The sequence below is a fragment of the Chryseobacterium sp. C39-AII1 genome (assembly GCF_039672645.1).
Taxonomy (GTDB): domain Bacteria; phylum Bacteroidota; class Bacteroidia; order Flavobacteriales; family Weeksellaceae; genus Chryseobacterium.
Map to the genome: position 1 here is coordinate 270455 of NZ_JBDFPQ010000004.1, position 19817 is coordinate 290271.

A 19817-nucleotide genomic window follows, 5' to 3' on the forward strand; every position below is an offset into this window, starting at 1 on the left:
GAAAGAATTTAATGAATATAGCATATTAATCATCTTTACAACTGAGGTAAAGGAATTTTTATTAATTTTAAACCCCGAAACTAATTCATTAAAAAGGCAAAGAATTCTAGCAAAGCCTGTTTTAAAATAATGAGGAAGGAATATTGGGGAGGATTTTAAAATTGAACTAATCAAACTAAAATATTGTTATGAAAACAAAACTATTATTGGCTTTTGTAGGAAGTCTTTTTTCCATTTTTTCATTCGCTCAAGGCAAAAAAGAAATGGCAGTTTACGCAGAAAAACGTGGCGAAGATTATTATTTGCTTCGACTTCCGAAAGGTAAAGATGTTCCTAATGTGTATGTTTATTCAAAAGGAATAACAAAACCTTACAAAAACTATACTTCCATTCTTGAAGTGGCCAGAGATTTCCCTAAAATGATGGAAGCCAACACCACTTCTACCAAAGAAGAACTGGTTTCGATACTGAAAAAAGACGATCATTTTTATGAGATAACGCAACAGCGAAAAGACCCTAAAAACTTTGAGAAAACAACCTTTACGGTTTATGAAGTCTTTAATGGACAAAAAAGAATTGTAGAAGAATATGGTTCTATCATGGAGTTTCTACCGACCCCTTACAAAGAGGCGATTTTTATAAACTAAACTAAAAAAACATATTTTATGCTAAACAAACTTGCAGCTTCAGAGCTGGTACTGAACGATGACGGAAGTGTATATCACTTAAACCTTTTGCCGGAAGATATTGCCGATAAGATTGTACTTGTAGGAGATCCTGACCGTGTGGCAAAAGTTTCTGCTTTTTTTGATAAAGTGGAGATTAAAAAGAATAAAAGAGAATTTTATACGCATACAGGAACGCTTCGTGGCGAAAGAATTACCGTAATGTCTACCGGAATTGGTACAGAAAACATTGATATCGTGATGAACGAGCTTGATGCTTTGGTAAATATCGATCTTAAAAATAAAGAATTTAAAACGGAACACAAGTCGCTGGAGCTTTTCAGAATGGGAACTTGCGGAAGTGTGAATCCGGATATTCAGGTTGATAATATGCTGGTAACTCAAAATGTGGTGGGTCTTGACGGATTGATGCATTTCTATCAGGATTACAGCTTTGAGAACGAATTTTCAAAGAATTTTTTAGATAAATTTCCTTACGAAAAAATCAAGCCGATGCTTTATTTTGCAGATTGGGCTGAAGATATCGCTGATTATTATAAAGATGCAAAATACCACGGAAACACAGCAACTTTCCCGGGATTCTATGCACCACAGGGAAGACAGCTTCGTTTGAAGGCTTTGGATGATAAATTCCTTGAAACATTGAACGAACTTGGAGTAACCAATTTCGAAATGGAAACATCTGCTATTTATGCGCTTTCAAAATTATTAGGCCATAAAGCTATTACTGTAAACAACGTAATCGCAAACAGAAGACGTGGAGAATTCTCTGCAGATCACCATGCTTCTGAGAAAAACCTCATTACTTGGGTATTGGATAGAATTATTAAATAGTCTTTTTTAAAGATATATTTACCTATAATAAAAGCCCCGGATTTCCATTGAAGTCCGGGGCTTTTTGAAGATTATTAACACAAATTAAAAAAAAGGATCTCAGGAATTCTGAAATCCTCCTAACCAAATTAAATCAATATATATAAATTCTATATCTTAAAATTCATTCACCGTCACATAAAAATGACTTGAATACAAGCTTTCTGCATTCCCAGAAATATTATTTAAATTGATTGTAATATTTGAGCTTGAAGTCATTCTCGGGTTTGAGATTGCAAAAGTTGAATTTCCTGCAAAATCACCCGCCGGAGTAACCGTGATGGTAGCCCTTGTAGAAGCCAATTGTAATGCCTGAGGAATGGCAATATTCAATGTTGTAGATTTTCCTGCTGCCAAATTGTTAATAGAAACACTTGGCCAAACTTCAAAACTTACCTGGTTTTTCTGAATTGTTCCCTTGTCTCCCAATTTATACTGTCCGTTTACATCTAATTTTGCAGAGGTATTCGGTGTAGAAGTTCCGATACCCACATTCGCATTATTATCACCAATTACGATGGCGTTTGCCTGGGTTGTTGAGGCATTATATCCTACTGCTGTTGAAAAATGTCCTGTTGCCGAAGCTCCCGAACCCAACGCCGTAGAATTTTCGTTATTTGTTACGGTATTAAATCCTAAAGCGGTTTCGCTGTTGTTATTTGTCTTAGCATTAAAACCTAATGCAATTGATTGAAATCCCCCTGCCTGAGAGTTATTCCCAATAGCTGTTGATTCATTCTTTGTTGTTTTAGAGTTGAAACCAATTGCTGTAGACTGGAAACCTGAAGCTGTAGAATTATTCCCTACTGCTGTTGCTTCATTTACTGTTACATTAGCATTATAACCAACTGCCGTTGCCTTGAAACCAGAAACATTAGTATTTTCTCCCACTGCAACCGATTGGTTTTGAGTTACTTTCGCATTAACACCAATCGCAATCCCTTGATAGGCACTGCTAGAATTCCCTAAAGCAATTCCGTTTTGTGAAGCATTCGCGCCATTTCCAAAACTTACAGAATTATAAACTCCCAATCTTCCCATTACCGTAGAATTCACTTTGAAAACCAAATCATCCAACGTATTTGTTCCTAAAGACAATGCGGTATTTTCAGCAGCATAATTTCCGCTGTTTGTTCCTGTCGTATTCCAACCTGTAGAACTACCAGATCCTCCTCCATTTATTCCGTTTCCGCTTCCTCCCGTATTTACAGAAAGCATATTCCATTTAGCCTGACTCCAGTAATAGAAACCTGTTTGCGTTAATCCTCCCGTTCCGTTATTCCAAACCATAAGACCTTCTGTAGGTGAAGGAATTGTAGCATTATCTGTTAATGAAGTTAATGATATACTTGGTAAAAGAACTCCTTTATTTTTTGAACTGATTTGTAACATTGCTGAAGCATCCGGATTAGGCGTACCTATCCCTATTTGAGCAAAAGCAAAAGTATTACATAAAAAAAGTATAAGAGCGGATTGAAGGATTGATTTTTTTTCCATTGCTGAATTCCTAATTATTTATTACTTGACACTGCAAATATAAGAATTTTCAATAAAAAGGCTAATTTTTTACATATTTTTCAATAAAAACACTTTTAAGTGAGTAAACGGTTATTTAATCACTGTTTAATGAATGAAATTGTTATATTAATTATATGTTAAACCTGCATTAAATCTACTTAAAACGCAGGTTTTAATTCTTTTTAAAGTGTATTAAAATTACATTTTTAATAAAAAATATCACATAAAAATGATTAAAATTAAATTTATCACTATTTATTGAAAGCAAATCAGCCAAAAAACTTTATCATTTACGCCAACAAAATGTCGAGCAAACGTAAAAAATTTTCAAAAATGTTGAGTTATTTAAAAATCATAAACTAAATATGTCTGAATTATAGGCAATAAGAATACTATTCAAAGCATATTATTAATATGGTGAATTTTCCAGTTATTCTATATTATATAATAAGTGAATAAAAAACTTTAGGAAAATTTTAACAACTAATGAAAATTTTAGGAATGGTTCTTGTTTATTTTATCAGAACACACAATAAAATATTTACTATTATGAACAATTCTGAATACAACAAAGCAGAAAATGCAGTTGATAACACGAAAAACACTTTAGAAGACGCAGCAAACAATGCAAAATGGAAAATTGAAGAACTTGCTGACAGAGCTAAAGACTATATTAATGAAAAAAGAATAAATGATGAAGAAGCACAACAAGAAGATTGGTTCGACAGAGTAAAGAATAACGCTTCAGATGCCTGGGATGACATCAAGGATAAAGCTAATGATGCTTGGGAAAAAACCAAAGATGCAGCAGAGGATGTGAAGGCTGAATGGAACAAAAAAACGAATTAAAATTTCAGTCATATAAATATTTTCAAGAAAAACGGAGTCTTTTTACAGAAGGCTCCGTTTTTTATTATGCTCTAAACACAAATTATTGCTACATTTGTAATATTAATAAACATTAAAAAATTATGTCATACGGTTTACTTAAAGGCAAAAAGGGAATTATTTTTGGAGCCCTTAATGAACAATCAATCGCATGGAAAGTTGCAGAAAGATGTCATGAAGAAGGTGCTGAATTTATTTTGTCTAATGCTCCTATCGCTTTGAGAATGGGAGAACTTAATGGTTTAGCCGAAAAAACTGGTTCAGAAGTTATTGGTGCAGATGCTACTTCTATTGAAGATCTTGAAAAGCTTTTTGATGCAGCTGTTGCAAAATTTGGAAAAATCGACTTCATCCTTCACTCTATCGGGATGTCTATCAACGTAAGAAAAGGAAAACATTATACAGAAATGAATTACGATTGGTTGGAAAAAGGTTGGGATATCTCAGCAGTTTCTTTCCACAAAGTAATGCGAGTGGCTTATGAAAAAGACTGTATGAATGAATGGGGAAGCATCTTGGCGCTTACTTACATTGCTGCACAAAGAACGTTCCCTGATTATAATGATATGTCTGATAACAAAGCTTATCTAGAAAGTATCGCTAGAACTTTCGGAAACTATTGGGGCGAAAGAAAAGTACGTGTAAATACAGTTTCTCAGTCTCCAACTCCAACTACTGCAGGTAGCGGCGTGAAAGGTTTCGGAGGTTTCTTGGGCTATGCTGAAGATATGTCTCCTCTTGGAAACGCAACTGCCCTAGAATGTGCAGATTACTGTGTAACTTTATTCTCTGATCTTACGAAAAAAGTAACGATGCAGAATCTTTTCCATGATGGTGGATTCAGCAGCTCTGGTGTTACTCAGAAAGTAATCAGTAAATATGATACTGAATAATTCTAGAATTATTTAAATAAAATGAAACCGAAGCAGATTTGTTTCGGTTTTTTTATTGATATCAAAAAAAGCAGTGAAAAACTTTCACTGCCCTCGTCAAATTACCATTTGTTAAGTCCAAGTAATTTTTTTCCCAATTCCGAAAGTTCAGCAATCGGATAATTTTTTTCACGTTGCAAAGGATCTCCTGGGAACCCGTCACCATCCGGACAAATTCTGTCATGCCACGAATTTAATCTCCATTGACGAAGTTCTTCGTTCTCTTCATCCGCCGGAACCATTGAAATATACTGTGCCACTCTTACTTTATCACTGTTATTCGCTCGGATACCATGAGGTTCTGAACTGTTGAAAATCAACAAATCTCCAGCTTCCATTTTTACTTTTGTGGGTGTAAATCCTGTTGTATCAGGAATGAACCTGTTTCTATCTTCAGGCTGTGTTAATTTCCAAGTATCATATTCCCTGAAAAGTTCTGGAATACATTGGAAACCTCCCATATTTTCATCAGTCTGATCTGCCAATGCCAAAACACCTTGCACGTACTGAGGTTTCGTCTCCGGATCGTAATCCCAATGGATGAATCCTTTATACTCAAACCCCGGACGAATTGGGAAGTTCAAATTGGCTCTGTCGATGCTTACCCAAAGATTTTCAGTTCCCCAAATATCTGCAAACGCCTGATGAACTCTCGGTGCCTGACGGTTTTCCCATAAAATCGGAGTATTATAAACTTCCACCATTCCGGCATTATTCAATTCTTTCATTTTATGCGCCGTTTGTGGCGTGGTGTACCATGTCTCTTTATCATCTGCCTTTTTTCCTTCATATTCCCAAAGAAATGCTGCACTTTTTGCCGCTTGCTCTTTCGAAATTGCATTCTTAATAACGATATATCCGTTTTCAATCCAGAATTTCCAATCTTCTTCAGATAAAACTCTTAACGGTTCGTTATTTTTTCGTTTAAAAAGCTGAGGATTATTTTTCGTTAAAGTTGATGGATTTCCCGGATCTGCTTGTTTTCCACCCATCATATTCATCATTGGTGCTGTTTCTGCTAATTTTTCCATGATTTCTATATTTTTAATTTGTTAATGAAGCAAAGTTGTGCAATAAAATTTTGAGTGAATTAATCGTAAATGCTAAATTCTTGCTCTCCATTGACTTTTTTTTAGTTAATTTGTTCTTAAAATGAAAAACACACAACAAGATGAAAATTGAAAAAGAATTAATTTTATTTGAAAAAGAACAATCATTTAAAATACATACGCCAAGTTTCAGAAATTATTTTTTCTGGCATTATCACCCTGAAATTGAGTTGGTTTATGTAGAAGCCATCAACGGAATCAGTCATGTCGGGAAACATATTTCTGGCTTTGTAGGAAGTTATTTGGTATTAATTGGACCAAATATTCCCCATCTTAATTTTGATTATGGAATTGAAACGGAATACAAACAAATTGTCGTTCAGCTTCACGAAAATTTTCCTGAAAACACAATTATTTCCACACCTGAATTTGAAAATATTAAAAATCTGCTCGAACGTTCTCATCTCGGATTTTCATTTCACGGAAAAACAAAAGAGAAAGCCGTTGAAAAGCTGAAAACGATACAAAATTTAAAATCTTTCGACCGATTATTAGGATTGATTGATATTTTAAATATTCTCGCCAATTCGGATGAATTTGAGCAATTAAATAACGAAGATACAAGAGTAAAATTTTTCCTGAATGATAAAGTAAGAATGGGAACTGTTTACAATTATATTCATGAAAATTATGATAAAAATCCAGATGTAAACGCGGTTGCAGAAATGGTTCACCTCAGCACTTCTGCATTTTGCCGTTACTTTAAAAAACAGACCAATATGACGTTTACAGATTTTGTAAATCAATACAGAATCAATCAGGCAAAAACATTATTGCTATGTGATGTAAGCGTTGCTGAAATAGCTTACAATGTTGGGTTTGAAAGTATTTCTTATTTTAATAAATTATTTAAAAATCTTGTGGGAGAAACCCCAACGGAGTTTAAAAAGAAAAATAAGGTTAATTGATTTGAAGATGAAAAAATTTCACCCTAGAAATCATTTAACCTCATCTTTAAAAATTATAATTTAGATTTCAAACTTTGTAAGCGCCCCGTTTTTATAGCAATAAAATTCGTAGGCAGGTTCATTTTGAATGGTAAATACTTTTTCGAGATGAATATTGTCGTAATGCGGTCGTAAAGAATCATATTTATGTTTAAGATGAGAAGGTAATTCATCTGGTTTTATAGGTCTTTCAACTTCAAAACCATCGTCAAAGGCAAATTCTATCACAAAATCTGTGTTTCTCCGGGAAATAACAGATTCAGATTCCTTACTTTGATGGGTTGTTGAAAATGAAATTTTATCCTGCTGAATAATTTTCTCTGAAGTTCCTGCCAAAAGCATGATTCCGGAAATTACCATCGCCCCATACCCTATTTTTTTAAACAAAAATTCGCTTAAATACGGAAGGATATATTTTACGGTATATGATGAAATAATTGTTGCTACAGCAATCGCTAATCCCAACCAAAGCGCTGGTTTTGAATAAAGCCCAAGCGATATGTAAATAATCAGTTTAATTAAATGTAAAAACACTTCATTAATCGCTCTTGTAGCAACAATTTCTTCTTTTTTCAAGCCAAATCTTAAATAAAAACGGTTAAAAAGAAGTCCGATTGCACCAGTAATTCCTGAAATAAAACCTGCGCAAAATCCAATAATAATCAATAGAAATTTGGGGTAAGGCTTTGGGTTTTCCGGTTCTTTCTTTTTCGATTTAAATAATTCAGGAACATTGGCAATAAGGAAAAAACCTACAATAAGCTGAAGATAATTGGGGTTTACAAATTTAATCAGCCATGCGCCCAGCAAAACAGCCGGAATAGAAAACGGGACAAACCAAAAGAAAATTTGCCATTTGATGTGTTTCTTAAACACTGCAATTCTTGATACCGAGCTCGTAAAAGTACCGATCGTTAAAGAAAAAGGAACTACAGAACCCGGAAGCAGCAAATTTAAAATAGGAATTAAAATAAGACTCGCCCCGCCACCACAAATTGCGCTGATCCAAAAGGCAAAAATAGTTCCGAGAAATAGTATGATGATATTAAATGTCATAATGTTTTTGTTTAAAAATTTTTCACAAATCCTATTCCTGCATTTCCTTTTTGATAATAAGGCATCAGCATCGTTTGAGATTTTTCTTTTTTACCGCCTAATAGATTATTAATTTTCGGATAAAGCCAATATGCCAGTTCGGTTGATAAAATCCCGAATCCTGCACCGCCTACCACATCGCCAAACCAATGCTTATCATTCAACATTCTGTAAATGCCTGTGAAAACAGCGAATGAATAACCTGAAATTCCTAGTAAAAAATTCGTGTCTTTGTATTCCCTAAACATAAATTGGGCAGATGCAAACGCAATCGCCGTATGTCCTGAAGGAAAAGATAAATTATTCGATTGATCCGGCCTTTCTTCTTTGGCAATATGCTTCAAAGGAACCACAATGGCAGAAGTAATCAACATTGAAGTACCATAAATGATCGTTCGTTGCTTGAAATTATGTTTTCCTTTTACACCCAGCGCATTTAATCCGTAGACCAAAGCGGCAGGCGCAAACTGTGAGTAATTATCAAGCTTAATATGATCCGGCTGATGTTCGTTGATTTCCGTTCTGGTGGAAAAATTGAGTTCTTTAAGGCTGTTTATTCCCAAACTTGCAACTCCATAAGTAATGAAAGTAGCGGGAACAATCAGCTTTTTATAGGTAAACTGATGAGTTTTATCTTCAGAATGCAAAGCCGGAATAGATTGGCTTTGATGAATACTGTCAACAGCAAGGCTGTCCTGAGCATAAATAACGGGACCGACAATCATCATTGTCAGACTTAGAAATAGACTTCTCATAAGTGAATTCTGTGTCTTTTATATTAATTATTGACACAAAGTTCAGACTCAATTTTGAAGAAATTTTGAATTTTAGAAGGTGATGGTAAAAAAGTGAAAGTTATTTTCAAAATGATAACTGATTTTCCAGTTCTGACGGTTGCAGATTTCTTTAATAATAGCCAATCCCAAACCACTTCCGTTACTGTCTGGTGAAGATTTTGAAAATCGTTTAAAAAGTTGAGCAGGAGATAAAGAAATTTTTCCCGAATTGGAAATTTCTAAGCTATTTTTGGTAAGATTAACAGATACTCTACCATCTGTCGGCGTATGACGGATTGCATTTACAAACAAATTATTGAGAAGTGTTTCCGTTAAATTTTTATTAGCAAAAACTTTAACCTCATCATTAATATTTTGTTGAATGCTGATACTTTTCTGCTCAAAATGTTCACTAAAAATATCAAGACTTTGCTCAAGCATTTCATTCAAAAAAAACATTTCATTCTGTGCAAACTGTTGATTTTCAATTTTAGCCAGTAACAGAAGATTTTTATTAATTCTGGAACTTCTGGCTAAAGTAGAATGCAATTCTTCGATAATGACATATTGTTTTTCGGTAATATTCTCATCCTGAAGAAGAATATCCAGCTTGTTTTGCAGAATAGCCAGAGGAGTCTGTAATTCATGAGAGGCATTTTCTGTAAACTCTTTCTGGGTTTTGTATACAGAAATATTATGATCGATCAATTTAGACAAAGCAGTGTTTAATTCTTCAAATTCTTTGATATCGGTTCTTTCGAAAGAAATATTTGTCTGATCGTTCAGATTAAAGGATTTCAGTTTATTCAAGGTGTCGTTAAAAGGTTTCCAAACCGTGTTGGAAAGTCTTCGGTTTAAAATTAATAACCCGATGACAATGATTAAAAAGAAAGAAATGGTAGTTACTGCCAACATAATTACAGTCTCCTTAGTCTCCTCAACATTGGTTTCTACGGTAAAAAGATAAGGTTTGTTTTTAATGTAAACCACCGTCTGCAGACAACGGAAACGTTCCGCTTCTTTATCCTGATTATTCAGTTTTCTTTCAACAGTATATCTTTTATCGACTTTTAAATTGTTAAAAGGAATTTTTTTAATATCTGTTCCCGGCTGAATTTTATTCCAAAGAGCAATGCTGTTTTCAAGCTCAGCTTCAGAAACATTTAATTTATTTAACTCAGAAGCAGATTTTTCAGCAATTAATTCATTATGCTCATCCAGTTCATCTAGCCAAATGGTATCCACAACTACATAATACACGGGAATGCTTATCACAAAAACGATAAGTACGTAAATAAGAAACGGTGTGGTAGTTTTGGTTAAAAGATTCTTCATGGTATTAATTAGCAATCCATTTATAGCCTGTTCCATATACCGTTTTCAGATAATTATCATATCCTGCATCGCTCAGTTTTTTCTTTAAATTTTTAATATGAGCATATACAAAATCATGATTATCGAGCATATCTGCAAAATCTCCTGAAAGATGTTCAGCTAAAGCACTTTTTGATATGACTTTATTTTTATTTCCAAGAAAATACAAAAGCAGATCAAATTCTTTTTTTGTGAGAATAACCAGAATATTATTCACCAAAACGGTTTTAGAAAGCAGATCAACCTTTAATTCATTCTGAAAGATAATATTAGTGCTGTTAAATTGTTTTCTACGAATTACCGAATAAATTCTTGCCGAAAGTTCCGATAAATGGAAAGGTTTGGTTAAATAATCATCTGCGCCAATCTGAAGCCCTTTAATTTTATCATCCAAGGCATTTTTAGCAGAAATAATAATGATGCCATCCTGTTTGTTTTCTTTTTTAAGCTCTTCAAGAATTTTCATTCCGTTTCCGTCGGGCAAAGAAATATCAAGCAAAATACAGTCGTATATAAAGCTTTTGGTTTTTTCAAAAGCCTGATGAAAAGTGGTGGCAAATTCGCACAGGTAATTTTCACCGGAAAGATATTCTGCGATGCTTTTTGCCAGTTCGGGTTCGTCTTCTACAATTAAGATTTTCATTCTGTAAATCTATCCTTCAATTTTGAAGAAATTTTGAATTAAAATTACAGAATATTACCAAAGTTTGCTTTTTTTTAACGCAAAGTTTTAATTTAAATACCCAAATATTCAAGTGAGCAAAGAAGAATCAACAAGTTGATTTTATGAAGCCTGTTTTCAAACTTCGAGAAGCAAATTTATTTGCCTTTACTTCTAAATATTAGCGGAAAGAAATAAAAATCTTTGCGTCAAAAAACAATCAAATTTCTATAATTAAAAGGCTCAAAAAAATAAGGCATATTGCTATGCCTCATTATATGTTTAACCGTTAATAATTAATCCGCCGTTGGGATGAATTACCTGCCCAGTAATCTGTGCGGCATCTTCACTTGCGAGAAATAAAAAGCTGGTGGCTATTTCTTCGGGGCTGGCATTTCTTTCAAATGGTGGTTTGTTCGGATCTTCTTCCTCTTCATCAAATGTTTCCTTGGTTAAAGGAGTCGCAACTGGTCCCGGAGCGACGGCATTTACACGAATTCCTTTGGGTTTTGCCTGAAGAGCCAAAGAACGCGTAAAAGAAACAATAGCTCCTTTTGTTGCAGAATAATCAAGCAATTCCGGATGCCCCTGATAAGCTGCCGCAGATGTTGTGTTGATGATGTTTGCTCCTTGTTTCAGATATGGAAAAACTACTTTCGTTAAAAGAATCATTCCGATGATATTAGAATCAAATGTTTTGCGGATATTTTCTTCTTCCAGATCTTCAATATTCTCACAAGGAAACTGCGTTCCTGCATTGTTGATCAGAATATCAATACCGCCAAATTCTTCAACTACATTTTTAGCAGTTTGCTTACAGAATTCAGCATCATTAATGTCTCCTGAAAAAGTAATACATTTTCGCCCTAAAGCTATAATTTCATTTTTTGTTTTTTCGGCACTTTCATGATCTTCATGATATAAAATGGCAATATTGGCTCCTTCCCTGGCAAAAAGTAAAGCCGTTGCCTTTCCTATTCCGCTGTCTGCGCCTGTGATAAGAACTGATTTATTATTTAATTTTAAATTCATCATATTTTGTTTCTATTTTACCATTACGACTTTATTCAACTCACTCTTGAAACATCCAAGAATAAACTCTGTATAATAAAGCTGAGCATTTAAAGACTGCGTTTTCGGATGAAGCTCAAGCATTTTGGTGAGAACGATTTCTCCTTTATATGAAAAAGAAAAATAAGCAAATATTTTGTAAGCCGAATTTCTGATCGGTGTACAATATCCGGTTGTAGAAATCGACCAGTCTGATTCGTATAATTTAGCAACATTCAATGCCATGGTTTCAGCGATATTCTCTGAAACACAGTCACAGTTTTCTGCTTCTGCCCGATCTACGTTCAGCAATCGTACTTTTTCAGGAAGCGTATAAGCTGTCATCCCACCTTTATAAAAAAATGAAGCATTAGGCATTTGTGAGAAGGCCAATTGTAAACATCCTGAAGTTACGCTTTCTACAACAGAAATTGTTTCTCCTGTAGTTATTAACGTTTGACTAATATATTCTAAAAGATTTCTTTGAAATTCCATAACATTGTATATTTAAAGTGATTTGATAAAAATTAAAAATCTATACTTTTCCAAGGATCAAGAACAACTTTTACGCAGCCGTCTTGCTTTTTGTCGAAAATTTCATATCCCTTGGAAACCTCATCAAGAGACAGCCTGTGGGTGATAATATCATCGAGCTGTACTCTTCCACTCTGAACATGATCCATCAGTGTATCAATAATAGGATGAACGTTACATTGTCCGGCCTTTATCGTAATACCTTTATCAAAAATCTGCCCAAGCTTAAAATTATCATAATTCACAGGATAAACTCCCAGAATGGATACAATTCCTCCACGTCTTGCCGCGCTCATGCATGCTTCCAAAACTTTTATGGAACCCTTTTCAAAATTAAGAACAGCTTTCGCCTTATCCAATAAATTTCGTTCAGGTTCAAAGCCCACTGCATCAATACAAAGGTCTGCACCTCTGCCAGAGGTCATATCACGAATTTTAGCAACTGTGCTGTCAGCATCTTCCCAGAGAATGGTTTCGCAGCCCGTGAGCATTTTAATCTGATCTAATCTGTACCGAAGTGTATCAACCACTATTACTTTTTTAGCATTATGAAGAATGGCGCTTTTCACAGACATTGAGCCTACCGGCCCCGCTCCAAAAACAGCTACTGTCTCTCCGCCCTTCAGGTCTCCCCACATCACGCCAGTATAGCCTGTCGGAAAGATATCTGTAAGGAAAAGAACCTGCTCATCCGTAAGATTGTCAGGAACTTTTCTAGGACCAAAATGAGCATAGGGAACACGAACGTATTGTGCCTGACCCCCATCATAGCCTCCGTACAAATCGGAATATCCAAATAAAGCTCCTCCTTTTTCTGTTAAAATACCGCCTTCCGGGCCATAATGATCGGGGTTGCTGTGTTCACATGCCGTAGGAAGCTCATGCTGACAGAAAAAACAGGAACCACATGCTACGGGAAATGGAACTACTACCCGGTCGCCTATTTTCAGATTGGTAATATTCTTTCCTTTCTCTTCTACAATTCCCATGAACTCGTGTCCCATTACCATGGGTCTTGCCTGAGGGATTCCTCCGGAATACATATGAAGATCACTTCCACAGATCGCTGTGGAAGTTACTCTTAAAATAATATCATTTTCGTCCTTAATAACAGGATCGGGTACTGTATCGCAAGATATTTTGCCTGGAGCGTGAAATACTGCTGCTTTCATAATTTTATATTTTAATGTGTATGTGGTGTAAAGGGTATATTATCTGTTAAGCATTTCTTTCAGCTTCCAGATCCCAGACTCTGTGTTTTGCAATGGCATCAATAAATTTTTTGTCTTGATGTGCATCTTCTGCAGTAACGATAGCTGGATCGTCATGTGTCTTATCTGCCACATTGCTTTTATTATATATATTTTCTGTTTCGGAACCGAAATAAATAGCTTTACAGTGTTTGTACGCTTCATTTACGAAATGCAAAGTCAAATGTTTATTTTCCGGAGCCAACAGTTCTTTTTCGGATGCTTTTCCGTCACCTATAAACAAAGCATCAAAACAAACGCTGGCGATACTTGTTAAAGAATGTTTAGGTATAATAACAGAATCATCATCGCCTTTTACAGGAGCTAGCGTTGGTGCAATAATCTCTACAACCGCCTCTTCACTTTCCAGTTTTGTTTTTAAGGAATTAATTGCTTTTGCATCAAATCCATTTCCGATAATGAACCCAATTTTTCTGCTTTTAATTGTATTTTTAACTGTATCAGCCATGCTTAGAGCATCTGAACTTTTTGTTTTTGGTTCTCTTTCTTCACTTTGAAGATCATCCGGATTGCTATCGGCAGGTAAACTTTGATTCGGAACATCTACAGGTTTTACCTCAACGCCAATTTTGGAAGCTACTTTTTGAGCCAAATCTTTATTGATGAAATTCAACTGTCCCACCACTCTTTCTCTGATTTCAGGAATCGTCACTTTTGATAATTCGAAAACCAAAGCTTTTTGAAGATGTGTTTTTTCAGGATTCGACTGGCTGTTATAAAACATTTTTGCCTGAGAATAATGGTCGACGAAACTTTTGCTTCGCTCTCTGATTTTTGTTCCCGAAACTCTCTCCTGATGAGACGTAAAGCCGCCATCTTTCATCATCGCCTGAAACGGACAGCCGCCGCCGATAGAATTAGGCTCATAACTTACTTTTCCTTTCACAATCTGCTGTCTCATGTGACCATCGCGTTGGTTGTTATGAACTTCATTGACGGATCTGTTAATCGGGATTTCATGGAAATTCGGAGAACCCAATCTTGACAGCTGAGTATCTGTATAAGAAAACAATCTTCCTTGCAACAGCGGATCGTTGCTGAAATCGATACCTGGAACCAAATGTCCGGGATGAAACGCAACTTGCTCGGTTTCAGCAAAAAAGTTATCCGGATTTTTGTTTAATGTAAAACTTCCGATAATTTCCACGGGAACCAATTCTTCAGGAATCAACTTTGTAGGATCTAAAAGATCAAAATCAAACTTATGTTCGTCTTCTTCAGGAATTAGCTGCACTCCGAAGTCCCATTCCGGAAATGCTCCGCTTTCAATAGATTCCCAAAGATCTCTTTTATGAAAATCAGGATCTACTCCGGAAATTCTCTGCGCTTCGTCCCAAGCAACAGAATGAACGCCCAATTTAGGTTTAAAATGAAACTTCACAAAGTGACTTTTCCCTTCTTCATTAATTAGTTTAAACGAATGAACTCCGAAACCTTCCATCATTCTTAAACTTCTCGGAATTGCTCTGTCGCTCATCAACCACATGATCATGTGCATACTTTCCGGCATTAATGAAATAAAATCCCAAAAAGTATCGTGAGCAGAAGCCGCCTGCGGAATTTCATTGTCAGGTTCAGGTTTTACGGCATGTACCAAATCCGGAAACTTCATCGCATCCTGAATAAAAAATACAGGCATATTGTTTCCTACCAAATCATAATTTCCTTCTTCGGTATAAAATTTAATCGCGAAACCTCTTACGTCTCTCGCCAGATCTGTACTTCCTTTGCTTCCCGCAACCGTTGAAAAACGAACAAAAATGGGAGTTTCTTTCCCTTTTTCGGTTAAAAATTTAGCTTTGGTATATTTTGAAAGACTTTTATTTAAGGTAAAAACGCCGTGAGCTCCTGACCCTCGTGCATGAACAATTCTCTCCGGAATTCTTTCATGATCGAAATGCGTTATTTTTTCTCTTAAAATAAAATCTTCCAATAAAGTTGGTCCGCGGTCTCCGGCTTTCAAAGAATCCTGATTATTATTGATTTTTAAGCCTTGATTAGTGGTAAGTTTTTGCTCTTCATTTGAAGTACTGTGCAGTTCCAGCTGTTCTAATTTTTGGTTGTTTAGTTCATTCTTTTCCATAATAAAATTGGGTAATTGGTGATTAACTGAGTGTATGAAATAATTCTTCTCAAAATGTGTTTTTTTGTTTTATTTCTTAAAATATTTAAACTTTAATCTGTTGTCTCAAATATTTTTTGAAATAATGTAAATCCTCTTTTTCTTGAATAGAAAGATAAAACATGATTTGGGTGGGCTCTTTTATTCCTATGTTACTGAAACATTCAAAATGAGCAATCAACGCTTTAATATGTTCAACTTCAACATCTTTTAGCATTACAAAAATTAGGTAGATGTTATCTTTTATTTCTTTAGCGTAGATCGTAGCACCGCTTTCAAACCATTCTCCTTTGTTGATAATCTTCGTAAAGCTTTTAGATTTTAGCGATCGTATTACCGTTTGATGATTCATCATATATTTGAATATCTTGGGTTGAAAAAGCCATACAGATACACCATATGGCTTATTAGCAAAAATGAATTACCCTTCCTGCTCTGCATCAAAATTGATGTAAGTTTCTGCAATTTCAGTAAGGTCGTAATCTGTATCTTCTTCTTCCTGAAGTGTTTTTTCCAGCAAGTCGGCAACTTTATCGTGCCCCATGGTAATGGCCAACTGAGCAAGACCGCCGTATGTTGCAATTTCGTAATGTTCTACTTTTTGTGCTGCAATAATCAACGCTGCATCACGTGTCATAGAACCTTCTTTTGTTGTTTTAATGATTTCTTCGCCTTCTTTTATGATTCCTTTAATGGCTTCACACTCTTTTTTCTGAGGCTCCTCATCCAATAATTTGAAAACTTTTTCAAGACGGCTTACATGCTTTTTGGTTTGAAGCTGGTGATCTTCAAAAGCTTCTTTCAACTCTTCTGTGGTTGCTGCTTCCTGCATTTTGTCTAAAGCGTCTATAATTGCATTTTCAGCGAAATAAATGTCTTTAAGAGCATCCACAAAGAATTTATGCAAAGGCGCATTTTTCATTTCGTCTTTCTTCACAGTAGCATTATCTACTTTCATTTTTTCTTCAGTAGATGTTTCTGTTTTTGAATTGGTATCTGTAGTTGTTTGTGCTGTTTTTGTTGCCATGATTGATTTGGTGTTTAGTGAAAATTTTAAAAGATTACCCCTTTAAATAGATAAAGAGGCAATCAATGGAAAAAGAATTATGAATTATTACGTCTGCCTCCAAAGCCGGATCTTCCGGAAGATCTTCCGCCTCCATGAGATGCCTGCCCGCCCATACGTGCGATTCTTGTACGTTCTTCTTTGCTCATAGATGCAAAACCTCTTCGTGATGATCCTGATCCTGAATTGGAACCACGACCTGAACTGCTGTTACTGTTTGATCTGTTACCGGAATTCGTGCTTCTTGAATTTCCGCTGTTATTAGAACTTGACCTTCCTGAGTTTGAGTTTGAAGATCTTGAGCTTGATCCAGAATTAGATCCAGACCTTCCGCCGCTGTTTCTGCTGCCTTTTGGTCTTCCCGGATTATCATGTCTGTGATCATAATTATCGTTGTCGGATGAATTTCTTGAAGATCTGGAACCCGAATTAGAATTGGATCTACCAGACGAGCTTGAATTTGATCGCCCTCTCGATCCACCTCTGTTTCCGCCACTTCCTGAAGTAAATCTGCCCTGGTTATCTCTTTGCTGATTTCCGTTTCCGCTATTTCCACGACTTCGTCCCCTTCCTCTACCGCTGTTATCATCATCGTCGTCATCATCTTCATCATCGTAATCGCTGTCATAGTCATCATCATCGTAGTCGTCGTCATCATAACTATTTTCATAGTCATCGTCGTCATCGTAATCTTCTTCAAAATAATCTTCATATTCTGAGAAGTCATCATCATAATCTTCCTCATTTTGAGCATCGTTATAACCATGGTCATAACCTAATTGATAAATCTCTTCAAGGTTACTTGATGAATTCGAGTTTCCTCTCGAACTACGGTTGTTTGATTTTCTAGTGTTCATAACTGTTTTGTTTTGTGTAATTAATATTTTAGTGATGTTGCCATTGCCCATGACTAGTATAGGGCAATAACTTTTTTGGTTTTGCTTGTAAATTTAAATCTAAAAACTATTGCTTAAATCTTTTCTTAAATTGACTTATATAAAAGTCTTTGAAATAATGAATTAAATATATATCAAATATAAATGAAATATATTATCTTCTTTATGATTTGAATCACACTTTAGTATAAAATTCGCTTATTATCTATTTTAATGGTCTTACTTTCAGACATTTTCTTCAATGTCCGAATAACGGTCTCCACTCGAAGACCTGTAAGATCTGCTATTTGTTGTCTTGTTAACTGAACATGGAAAGAATAAAGATCTTCTTCATGATGGAAACTTTTAAGATAATCCATCAAGCCTAAAATTCTCGCTGTAGGATTGGCAGATGACAAACTCTGCATCATCAGGAGATTAAAGTATAATTGTTGCGAAAAACAAGAGTTTAATTCACAGTTTAATTCGGGATTTTCTTTCAACAGTCGAAAGAAATTTTTTCTGGGTAATTTAATAATAGTACACGGTGTAAGCGTGATGGCATTCATGGGATAATTTTTTTTCAGAAACAACATAGAATCTCCGAAACTCTGCTCATCACTCAGAATATTATGAATGAATTCTTTTCCGTTTTCATCATAATGATTCAACTTCACTGTTCCTTTTTTAATCTGAAAATAATACAGGGGAGCATCTCCGTCCTGGAAAATAAATTGTTTAGCCCGATAATCTATAATTTCAGCATCAAAAGAGTGTAACATTTCTTCATCGATCTTCATACAGCTTACGGTTTTCATACTATTTAATAGGTATTTAAGGTTTGATAAATTTGTTTAATATAAAATTTTTCTATTTTCAATCTGCACTCTGTTATCTTTTTCCATTTTTTTAAGCGATCGTATCACGGTTTCAACACAAAGCCCTGTGATGCTTGCCATCTGCTGTCTCGTGAGCGGAACCTGAAATGAATACGGGCTCTGTTCTTCTTCGGAGCTCTTCAGATAATCCATTAATGAAATAAGTTTGTGTGCCGGATTTTGTGTACACAGATTTTGTGCCATAATGAGTTTAAAATAAAGCCGCTGAGAAATAGATTCGAATAAATCGAAACAAATTTCAGGATACAACTTTAAGATTTCCAGAAAAGTAAACTTCGGAAGCTTGAGAATTTCACAGGAAGTTATCGCAATAGCATTTACGGGATAAACTTTATTGATAAAAAGGAGTGACTCTTCAATGCTTTGCCCTTTCCTCATAAGCCCCTGGATAATCTCTTTTCCTTCTTCATTGTAATTATTAAGCTTTACCTCTCCTTTTACAATCTGATAATAATAATTTGGCAAATCTCCTTCTGTGAAAATATTTTCTGAAGGTCTGTAGGATTTGATAACGGCACCCATAGAGTACAATATATCTTCATCAATAACCATAATTTTTTATTTTTAATGTTTCTATAAAATCATCAGATGTAGTAAAAATTCAATTGGCATTTTAAGAATATCAATTCTTAAGCCGATATGAAATAATATTTCGTTAAATAATGTTAAAAATTAAATTATTTAAATTAAAAATTAATTTTTTGTAAATTATTTATTCAACAAAACATTTATTGTTTTAAAATTCACAATAACATATAGCAAAAATTACCCTCCTCGTAAAATGAATAAAAAACTATCCATTTCCAAGGTGGGTAATTCGTTAAAAATCTTAGTGATGATTTAAAGCTGACTGTATTCGCCTCAAAAAGAATTATTTTCTAGTCTTTACCGTATCCATAGATCCAGTGGTTCCAGTAGTGGTAGAAGTACTGTCTACAGGAGGTATAACAGTAACAGTATCTGTAGGCATGGCATCTACAACGGTATCCGACATTACAGTATCTGTATTAGTAGTTGTGGTAGTTGTTTCTTTTTTACAGCTAATCACTAAAAATCCTGCGACAAACGCTAATGCTACGATTGATTTCATATTATTTTATTTTGGTGTAGTCCAAATGTAGACAAAGAATACCCTAAAACT

At 34.9% G+C, this 19817-nt stretch carries 21 protein-coding genes; 5 read left to right on the top strand and 16 right to left on the bottom strand.

Going from position 1 to position 19817, the window contains the following annotated elements; translation table 11 throughout:
• Positions 1-188: 188 nt before the first annotated feature.
• Complete coding sequence (locus ABEG63_RS09285; RefSeq protein WP_346584278.1) at positions 189-647, top strand: hypothetical protein; 459 nt, start codon at positions 189-191, stop codon at positions 645-647.
• 18 nt (positions 648-665) lie between these two features.
• Positions 666-1520, top strand: a complete 855-nt coding sequence (locus tag ABEG63_RS09290; protein ID WP_312398298.1) for a nucleoside phosphorylase — start codon at positions 666-668, stop codon at positions 1518-1520.
• Between the two features lie 156 nt (positions 1521-1676).
• On the opposite strand, the gene ABEG63_RS09295 is transcribed toward ABEG63_RS09290, so the two are convergent.
• Positions 1677-3056, bottom strand: a complete 1380-nt coding sequence (locus ABEG63_RS09295; RefSeq protein ID WP_346584279.1) for a hypothetical protein — start codon at positions 3054-3056, stop codon at positions 1677-1679.
• A 507-nt stretch (positions 3057-3563) separates the two neighbouring features.
• On the opposite strand from ABEG63_RS09295, the gene ABEG63_RS09300 reads away from it, so the two are divergent.
• Together ABEG63_RS09300 and ABEG63_RS09305 are read left to right on the top strand one after the other, a co-directional pair.
• On the top strand, positions 3564-3926 hold the full coding sequence (locus ABEG63_RS09300) for a hypothetical protein (protein WP_346584280.1): 363 nt from the start codon (positions 3564-3566) through the stop codon (positions 3924-3926).
• Positions 3927-4048: 122 nt separating this feature from the next.
• A complete protein-coding gene (locus ABEG63_RS09305; protein ID WP_267403187.1) occupies positions 4049-4858 on the top strand; it encodes an SDR family oxidoreductase in 810 nt (269 codons plus the stop codon).
• Between the two features lie 101 nt (positions 4859-4959).
• On the opposite strand, the gene ABEG63_RS09310 is transcribed toward ABEG63_RS09305, so the two are convergent.
• Positions 4960-5928 carry a phytanoyl-CoA dioxygenase family protein gene (locus ABEG63_RS09310; RefSeq protein ID WP_346584281.1) on the bottom strand — a complete coding sequence of 323 codons (969 nt, stop codon included), beginning with the start codon at positions 5926-5928 and terminating at the stop codon, positions 4960-4962.
• Positions 5929-6068: 140 nt separating this feature from the next.
• Between ABEG63_RS09310 and ABEG63_RS09315 the strand changes: the two genes are divergently transcribed.
• Positions 6069-6914, top strand: coding sequence for an AraC family transcriptional regulator (locus ABEG63_RS09315; protein ID WP_346584282.1), 846 nt, complete (start codon positions 6069-6071; stop codon positions 6912-6914).
• A gap of 60 nt (positions 6915-6974) precedes the next feature.
• Here the strand turns inward: ABEG63_RS09315 and ABEG63_RS09320 are convergent, their stop codons facing one another.
• The 14 genes from ABEG63_RS09320 to ABEG63_RS09385 form a co-directional block, all read right to left on the bottom strand.
• The gene (locus ABEG63_RS09320) at positions 6975-8009 is read right to left on the bottom strand and encodes a sulfite exporter TauE/SafE family protein (protein WP_346584283.1); all 1035 of its coding nucleotides are present in this window, start codon (positions 8007-8009) and stop codon (positions 6975-6977) included.
• An 11-nt stretch (positions 8010-8020) separates the two neighbouring features.
• Entirely contained in the window at positions 8021-8803 is a 783-nt protein-coding gene (locus tag ABEG63_RS09325) for a phosphatase PAP2 family protein (RefSeq protein WP_346584284.1), read from the bottom strand.
• 72 nt (positions 8804-8875) lie between these two features.
• Complete coding sequence (locus tag ABEG63_RS09330) at positions 8876-10195, bottom strand: HAMP domain-containing sensor histidine kinase (protein WP_346584285.1); 1320 nt, start codon at positions 10193-10195, stop codon at positions 8876-8878.
• Complete coding sequence (locus tag ABEG63_RS09335; RefSeq protein ID WP_346584286.1) at positions 10164-10841, bottom strand: response regulator transcription factor; 678 nt, start codon at positions 10839-10841, stop codon at positions 10164-10166. The genes ABEG63_RS09330 and ABEG63_RS09335 overlap by 32 nt, the downstream gene beginning before the upstream one ends.
• Positions 10842-11141: 300 nt before the next feature.
• A complete protein-coding gene (locus tag ABEG63_RS09340) occupies positions 11142-11894 on the bottom strand; it encodes an SDR family oxidoreductase (protein WP_346584287.1) in 753 nt (250 codons plus the stop codon).
• Between the two features lie 9 nt (positions 11895-11903).
• Complete coding sequence (locus ABEG63_RS09345; RefSeq protein ID WP_267403195.1) at positions 11904-12404, bottom strand: CinA family protein; 501 nt, start codon at positions 12402-12404, stop codon at positions 11904-11906.
• A 32-nt stretch (positions 12405-12436) separates the two neighbouring features.
• Positions 12437-13615: a zinc-dependent alcohol dehydrogenase gene (locus ABEG63_RS09350; RefSeq protein ID WP_346584288.1), complete on the bottom strand. Its 1179-nt coding sequence runs from the start codon at positions 13613-13615 to the stop codon at positions 12437-12439.
• Between the two features lie 46 nt (positions 13616-13661).
• The gene (locus ABEG63_RS09355; RefSeq protein ID WP_346584289.1) at positions 13662-15797 is read right to left on the bottom strand and encodes a catalase; all 2136 of its coding nucleotides are present in this window, start codon (positions 15795-15797) and stop codon (positions 13662-13664) included.
• Between the two features lie 85 nt (positions 15798-15882).
• Entirely contained in the window at positions 15883-16191 is a 309-nt protein-coding gene (locus tag ABEG63_RS09360; RefSeq protein WP_267403199.1) for a hypothetical protein, read from the bottom strand.
• A 66-nt stretch (positions 16192-16257) separates the two neighbouring features.
• A complete protein-coding gene (locus ABEG63_RS09365) occupies positions 16258-16863 on the bottom strand; it encodes a ferritin-like domain-containing protein (protein WP_346584290.1) in 606 nt (201 codons plus the stop codon).
• A gap of 77 nt (positions 16864-16940) precedes the next feature.
• Positions 16941-17759: a KGG domain-containing protein gene (locus tag ABEG63_RS09370; protein WP_346584291.1), complete on the bottom strand. Its 819-nt coding sequence runs from the start codon at positions 17757-17759 to the stop codon at positions 16941-16943.
• A gap of 221 nt (positions 17760-17980) precedes the next feature.
• Positions 17981-18577, bottom strand: coding sequence for a Crp/Fnr family transcriptional regulator (locus ABEG63_RS09375; protein WP_346584292.1), 597 nt, complete (start codon positions 18575-18577; stop codon positions 17981-17983).
• A gap of 54 nt (positions 18578-18631) precedes the next feature.
• Positions 18632-19228: a Crp/Fnr family transcriptional regulator gene (locus ABEG63_RS09380; protein WP_346584293.1), complete on the bottom strand. Its 597-nt coding sequence runs from the start codon at positions 19226-19228 to the stop codon at positions 18632-18634.
• A 319-nt stretch (positions 19229-19547) separates the two neighbouring features.
• Entirely contained in the window at positions 19548-19766 is a 219-nt protein-coding gene (locus tag ABEG63_RS09385; RefSeq protein WP_346584294.1) for a hypothetical protein, read from the bottom strand.
• Positions 19767-19817: the final 51 nt, after the last annotated feature.

Bases quoted from the DNA above. Each gene is read 5' to 3' on its own strand.
- ABEG63_RS09350 (WP_346584288.1), bottom strand. From the start codon at position 13,615: ATGAAAGCAGCAGTATTTCACGCTCCAGGCAAAATATCTTGCGATACA.
- ABEG63_RS09290 (WP_312398298.1), top strand. From the start codon at position 666: ATGCTAAACAAACTTGCAGCTTCAGAGCTGGTACTGAACGATGACGGA.
- ABEG63_RS09315 (WP_346584282.1), top strand. From the start codon at position 6,069: ATGAAAATTGAAAAAGAATTAATTTTATTTGAAAAAGAACAATCATTT.
- ABEG63_RS09355 (WP_346584289.1), bottom strand. From the start codon at position 15,797: ATGGAAAAGAATGAACTAAACAACCAAAAATTAGAACAGCTGGAACTG.
- ABEG63_RS09365 (WP_346584290.1), bottom strand. From the start codon at position 16,863: ATGGCAACAAAAACAGCACAAACAACTACAGATACCAATTCAAAAACA.
- ABEG63_RS09345 (WP_267403195.1), bottom strand. From the start codon at position 12,404: ATGGAATTTCAAAGAAATCTTTTAGAATATATTAGTCAAACGTTAATA.
- ABEG63_RS09310 (WP_346584281.1), bottom strand. From the start codon at position 5,928: ATGGAAAAATTAGCAGAAACAGCACCAATGATGAATATGATGGGTGGA.
- ABEG63_RS09320 (WP_346584283.1), bottom strand. From the start codon at position 8,009: ATGACATTTAATATCATCATACTATTTCTCGGAACTATTTTTGCCTTT.
- ABEG63_RS09370 (WP_346584291.1), bottom strand. From the start codon at position 17,759: ATGAACACTAGAAAATCAAACAACCGTAGTTCGAGAGGAAACTCGAAT.
- ABEG63_RS09385 (WP_346584294.1), bottom strand. From the start codon at position 19,766: ATGAAATCAATCGTAGCATTAGCGTTTGTCGCAGGATTTTTAGTGATT.
- ABEG63_RS09375 (WP_346584292.1), bottom strand. From the start codon at position 18,577: ATGAAGATCGATGAAGAAATGTTACACTCTTTTGATGCTGAAATTATA.
- ABEG63_RS09335 (WP_346584286.1), bottom strand. From the start codon at position 10,841: ATGAAAATCTTAATTGTAGAAGACGAACCCGAACTGGCAAAAAGCATC.
- ABEG63_RS09305 (WP_267403187.1), top strand. From the start codon at position 4,049: ATGTCATACGGTTTACTTAAAGGCAAAAAGGGAATTATTTTTGGAGCC.
- ABEG63_RS09340 (WP_346584287.1), bottom strand. From the start codon at position 11,894: ATGATGAATTTAAAATTAAATAATAAATCAGTTCTTATCACAGGCGCA.
- ABEG63_RS09380 (WP_346584293.1), bottom strand. From the start codon at position 19,228: ATGGTTATTGATGAAGATATATTGTACTCTATGGGTGCCGTTATCAAA.
- ABEG63_RS09300 (WP_346584280.1), top strand. From the start codon at position 3,564: ATGAAAATTTTAGGAATGGTTCTTGTTTATTTTATCAGAACACACAAT.
- ABEG63_RS09360 (WP_267403199.1), bottom strand. From the start codon at position 16,191: ATGATGAATCATCAAACGGTAATACGATCGCTAAAATCTAAAAGCTTT.
- ABEG63_RS09295 (WP_346584279.1), bottom strand. From the start codon at position 3,056: ATGGAAAAAAAATCAATCCTTCAATCCGCTCTTATACTTTTTTTATGT.
- ABEG63_RS09330 (WP_346584285.1), bottom strand. From the start codon at position 10,195: ATGGAACAGGCTATAAATGGATTGCTAATTAATACCATGAAGAATCTT.
- ABEG63_RS09285 (WP_346584278.1), top strand. From the start codon at position 189: ATGAAAACAAAACTATTATTGGCTTTTGTAGGAAGTCTTTTTTCCATT.
- ABEG63_RS09325 (WP_346584284.1), bottom strand. From the start codon at position 8,803: ATGAGAAGTCTATTTCTAAGTCTGACAATGATGATTGTCGGTCCCGTT.